Source organism: Flavobacterium amylolyticum (assembly GCF_048284335.1).
GTDB lineage: Bacteria > Bacteroidota > Bacteroidia > Flavobacteriales > Flavobacteriaceae > Flavobacterium.
This window is the reverse complement of record NZ_JBLVPG010000005.1, coordinates 1-5,611: the sequence shown is the minus strand read 5'-3', so window position 1 is coordinate 5,611 and position 5,611 is coordinate 1. Positions and strand designations below refer to the sequence as shown.

General features: G+C 46.1%; 2 tRNA genes and 2 rRNA genes. All 4 read left to right on the top strand.

The window, feature by feature from the left end:
* The first annotated feature begins 526 nt into the window (after positions 1-526).
* The 4 genes from ACNQF9_RS14320 to ACNQF9_RS14305 all read left to right on the top strand — a co-directional run bounded on the left by ACNQF9_RS14320 (position 527) and on the right by ACNQF9_RS14305 (position 5,437).
* Positions 527-2,040: ribosomal RNA gene (locus ACNQF9_RS14320) — 16S ribosomal RNA — on the top strand.
* 128 nt (positions 2,041-2,168) lie between these two features.
* Positions 2,169-2,242, top strand: a tRNA-Ile gene (locus ACNQF9_RS14315).
* 99 nt (positions 2,243-2,341) lie between these two features.
* Positions 2,342-2,415: transfer RNA gene (locus tag ACNQF9_RS14310), tRNA-Ala, on the top strand.
* 138 nt (positions 2,416-2,553) lie between these two features.
* Positions 2,554-5,437, top strand: a 23S ribosomal RNA gene (locus tag ACNQF9_RS14305).
* Together the 16S and 23S rRNA genes with 2 tRNA genes alongside form the textbook arrangement of a ribosomal RNA operon.
* The last annotated feature ends 174 nt before the right edge of the window (positions 5,438-5,611 follow it).

The following is a 5,611-nucleotide window of genomic DNA, read 5'->3' as shown; positions in this document are numbered from 1 at the left end:
TAGTTAAAGATTAGGTTAAGAAAAGGTCAAAAAAAAGCGATTAAAAAGCTTGTAAAAGCGAATAAAGGGTGTATTTTTGCACCCGCAATGACGCATACGTTCTTTTAAACACTGGCAAGAAAAACGAATCAAGGAGAAAATTTATTTTCAAAAAAAGATTGTAAAAAGCTTGTGAGATTAGAAAACGGAAGTTACATTTGCACCCCGCAAAACGCGCAAAGTTCCTTGACAGATTGACGAGATAAAGAGAAGAAAAGAGATAGAAATATTTCTAAAAAAAACTTCAAATTTTTCTTGCCAGTTGAAAAAAGAAGTTGTACTTTTGCACCCGCTTCCAGAGAGACACAATGTGAATCAAACGAAGGGAAAACAAAGAAGAACACGTTCCTAGACATATTGAATTGACAGCCGTTTTAAGAGAGATCTTAAGACAAAAGAATAAAGAGTAATAGAATCGAGAGATTTGAAAAAACCACTAGAATTTAGTCGAATAACAATAGCTTGAATTTATTCAAGCGTACAATATACGATGAAGAGTTTGATCCTGGCTCAGGATGAACGCTAGCGGCAGGCTTAACACATGCAAGTCGAGGGGTATAGTTCTTCGGAACTAGAGACCGGCGCACGGGTGCGTAACGCGTATGCAATCTACCTTTCACAAAGGAATAGCCCAGAGAAATTTGGATTAATACCTTATAGTAATACGACTTGGCATCAAGATGTATTTAAAGATTTATCGGTGAAAGATGAGCATGCGTCCCATTAGCTAGTTGGTAAGGTAACGGCTTACCAAGGCAACGATGGGTAGGGGTCCTGAGAGGGAGATCCCCCACACTGGTACTGAGACACGGACCAGACTCCTACGGGAGGCAGCAGTGAGGAATATTGGACAATGGGCGCAAGCCTGATCCAGCCATGCCGCGTGCAGGATGACGGTCCTATGGATTGTAAACTGCTTTTATACGAGAAGAAACACTCCGACGTGTCGGAGCTTGACGGTATCGTAAGAATAAGGATCGGCTAACTCCGTGCCAGCAGCCGCGGTAATACGGAGGATCCAAGCGTTATCCGGAATCATTGGGTTTAAAGGGTCCGTAGGCGGTCAGATAAGTCAGTGGTGAAAGCCCATCGCTCAACGGTGGAACGGCCATTGATACTGTCTGACTTGAATTATTAGGAAGTAACTAGAATATGTAGTGTAGCGGTGAAATGCTTAGAGATTACATGGAATACCAATTGCGAAGGCAGGTTACTACTAATTGATTGACGCTGATGGACGAAAGCGTGGGTAGCGAACAGGATTAGATACCCTGGTAGTCCACGCCGTAAACGATGGATACTAGCTGTTGGGAGCAATCTCAGTGGCTAAGCGAAAGTGATAAGTATCCCACCTGGGGAGTACGTTCGCAAGAATGAAACTCAAAGGAATTGACGGGGGCCCGCACAAGCGGTGGAGCATGTGGTTTAATTCGATGATACGCGAGGAACCTTACCAAGGCTTAAATGTAGATTGACCGGTTTGGAAACAGACTTTTCGCAAGACAATTTACAAGGTGCTGCATGGTTGTCGTCAGCTCGTGCCGTGAGGTGTCAGGTTAAGTCCTATAACGAGCGCAACCCCTGTCGTTAGTTGCCAGCGAGTCATGTCGGGAACTCTAACGAGACTGCCAGTGCAAACTGAGAGGAAGGTGGGGATGACGTCAAATCATCACGGCCCTTACGCCTTGGGCTACACACGTGCTACAATGGCCGGTACAGAGAGCAGCCACTGGGTGACCAGGAGCGAATCTATAAAACCGGTCACAGTTCGGATCGGAGTCTGCAACTCGACTCCGTGAAGCTGGAATCGCTAGTAATCGGATATCAGCCATGATCCGGTGAATACGTTCCCGGGCCTTGTACACACCGCCCGTCAAGCCATGGAAGCTGGGGGTGCCTGAAGTCGGTGACCGCAAGGAGCTGCCTAGGGTAAAACTGGTAACTAGGGCTAAGTCGTAACAAGGTAGCCGTACCGGAAGGTGCGGCTGGAACACCTCCTTTCTAGAGCCCGAATGTTAGTTGTGTAAGCAACACTTTTGGGAAAGAAGACGAAAGTTCGAGAAGGAAACAAATATTAAAATTATATTACTCTTGCTGTTAGTTCAAATAATACCATTTAAGAATAAGAGTGTCTCGTAGCTCAGCTGGTTAGAGTACTACACTGATAATGTAGGGGTCGACAGTTCGAGTCTGTCCGAGACAACTATTTACTTAAATAAAAGAAGAAATTTTAGAAGTTGAGAGATTAGGAATCAAGAAATTCATAATTTTTAATTCGCAATTTTTAATTTTTAATTAAAAAGGGGGATTAGCTCAGCTGGCTAGAGCGCCTGCCTTGCACGCAGGAGGTCAACGGTTCGACTCCGTTATTCTCCACAAGATGCTGAAATAAATTCAGCATAAAAGTTCATTGACATATTGAGATAAGAAAATAATAAAAAGTAGAAAGCATTTTTTGCTTGTTTATTTATAGACAAGTAAAAGAAACGGCACATTTTAAATAATGTGTTGGTACAATAAGCAAAATAAGGGCGTATGGGGGATGCCTTGGCTCTCAGAGGCGATGAAAGGCGTGATAAGCTGCGAAAAGTTACGGGGATTGGCACACACGATATGATCCGTAAATACCTGAATGGGGCAACCCACTATGTTGAAGACATAGTACACCGATAGGTGGGCAAACCCGCTGAACTGAAACATCTAAGTAGGCGGAGGAGAAGAAAACAAAAGTGATTCCGTAAGTAGTGGCGAGCGAACGCGGATTAGCCCAAACCAATGTTGTTACGGCAATATTGGGGTTGTAGGACCACGACATTTTATGTACAAAGAATTAGAATCTACTGGAAAGTAGAGCCAAAGAAGGTGATAGCCCTGTATAAGTAATGAGTATAATAGATAGTGGTATCCTGAGTAGGGCGGGACACGAGAAATCCTGTCTGAATTTGGCGGGACCATCCGCTAAGGCTAAATACTCCTGAGAGACCGATAGTGAACCAGTACCGTGAGGGAAAGGTGAAAAGAACCGTGAATAACGGAGTGAAATAGATCCTGAAACCATACGCTTACAAGCGGTCGGAGCCCTTTCGTGGGGTGACGGCGTGCCTTTTGCATAATGAGCCTACGAGTTAACGTTGCTGGCAAGGATAAGTGGTTAAGCCACGGATCCGTAGCGAAAGCGAGTCTGAATAGGGCGCTTTAGTCAGTAGTGTTAGACGCGAAACCGTGTGATCTACCCATGGGCAGGATGAAGCTGTGGTAACACATAGTGGAGGTCCGAACCGGTTGACGTTGAAAAGTCTTCGGATGACCTGTGGGTAGGGGTGAAAGGCCAATCAAACTCGGAAATAGCTCGTACTCCCCGAAATGCATTTAGGTGCAGCGTTATGCGTAAAGTTATATAGAGGTAGAGCTACTGATTGGATGCGGGGGCTTCACCGCCTACCAATTCCTGACAAACTCCGAATGCTATATAATGTTTCATAACAGTGAGGGCTTGGGTGCTAAGGTCCAAGTCCGAGAGGGAAAGAACCCAGACCATCAGCTAAGGTCCCCAAATATATACTAAGTTGAAAGAACGAGGTTTGTCTGCCCAGACAGCTAGGATGTTGGCTTGGAAGCAGCCATTCATTTAAAGAGTGCGTAACAGCTCACTAGTCGAGCGGACGAGCATGGATAATAATCGGGCATAAGTATATTACCGAAGCTATGGATTTAGAGTTTACTCTAAGTGGTAGGGGAGCATTCTCACAGGGTAGAAGGTGTATCGTAAGGTATGCTGGACCGGTGAGAAAAGAAAATGTAGGCATAAGTAACGATAATGCGGGCGAGAAACCCGCACACCGAAAGACTAAGGTTTCCACAGCTATGCTAATCAGCTGTGGGTTAGTCGGGACCTAAGGCGAACCCGAAAGGGACAGTCGATGGACAACGGGTTAATATTCCCGTACTAGTTATTACTGTGATGGGGTGACGGAGTGATGAAAGCGCCGCGAACTGACGGAATAGTTCGTTGAAGTACCTACCTATAAGCTGCGCAGGCAAATCCACGCGGCTTGGGGAAATACGATAGTACTCGGAGTCTTCGGACAAAGAGATAGTGCGCCTAAGGGCTTCCAAGAAAAACCTCTAAACTTCAGGTAATAAGTACCCGTACCGCAAACCGACACAGGTAGTCGAGGAGAGAATCCTAAGGTGCTCGAGAGATTCATGGCTAAGGAATTAGGCAAAATAGACCCGTAACTTCGGGAGAAGGGTCGCCAGCAGCAATGCTGGCCGCAGTGAAGAGGTCCAGGCGACTGTTTATCAAAAACACAGGGCTCTGCAAAATCGTAAGATGAAGTATAGGGCCTGACACCTGCCCGGTGCTGGAAGGTTAAGTGGAGATGTTATCTTCGGAGAAGCATTGAAATGAAGCCCCAGTAAACGGCGGCCGTAACTATAACGGTCCTAAGGTAGCGAAATTCCTTGTCGGGTAAGTTCCGACCTGCACGAATGGTGTAACGATCTGGACACTGTCTCAGCCATGAGCTCGGTGAAATTGTAGTAGCGGTGAAGATGCCGCTTACCCGCAGTGGGACGAAAAGACCCTGTGCACCTTTACTATAGCTTAGTATTGACCTTGGACAAATGATGTGTAGGATAGGTTGGAGACTGTGAAGTGGCGTCGCTAGGCGTTGTGGAGTCATTGTTGAAATACAACCCTTTGTTTGTCTGAGGCCTAACCCCGCTATGCGGGGGACATTGCTTGGTGGGTAGTTTGACTGGGGTGGTCGCCTCCAAAAGAGTAACGGAGGCTTCTAAAGGTTCCCTCAGTACGCTTGGTAACCGTGCGTAGAGTGCAATGGCATAAGGGAGCTTGACTGAGAGACATACAGGTCGATCAGGTACGAAAGTAGAGCATAGTGATCCGGTGGTTCCGCATGGAAGGGCCATCGCTCAAAGGATAAAAGGTACGCCGGGGATAACAGGCTGATCTCCCCCAAGAGCTCATATCGACGGGGGGGTTTGGCACCTCGATGTCGGCTCGTCACATCCTGGGGCTGGAGAAGGTCCCAAGGGTTGGGCTGTTCGCCCATTAAAGTGGCACGCGAGCTGGGTTCAGAACGTCGTGAGACAGTTCGGTCTCTATCTACTGTGGGCGCAAGAAATTTGAGTGGATCTGATTCTAGTACGAGAGGACCGAATTGGACAAACCTCTAGTGTATCTGTTGTCACGCCAGTGGCATCGCAGAGTAGCTACGTTTGGAAGGGATAAGCGCTGAAAGCATATAAGCGCGAAACCCACCACAAGATGAGATTTCTTTTAAGGGTCGTAGGAGATGACTACGTTGATAGGCTATAGATGTAAAGGCAGTAATGTCATAGTCGAGTAGTACTAATAACCCGTAAGCTTATGTACGCTTTTCCCCGGGGCAACCCGGGGAAGAAACTTTCTAATACTTTTTATTTTCTTTATCTCAGTATGTTAAGATATTATGTGATTGGTGTTTATAGTAGTATAAACAACATTACAGTAATTGCCCAAAGCAATTATAACCTCTTAAGGTGGTTATTGCGGCGGGGCTCACCTCTT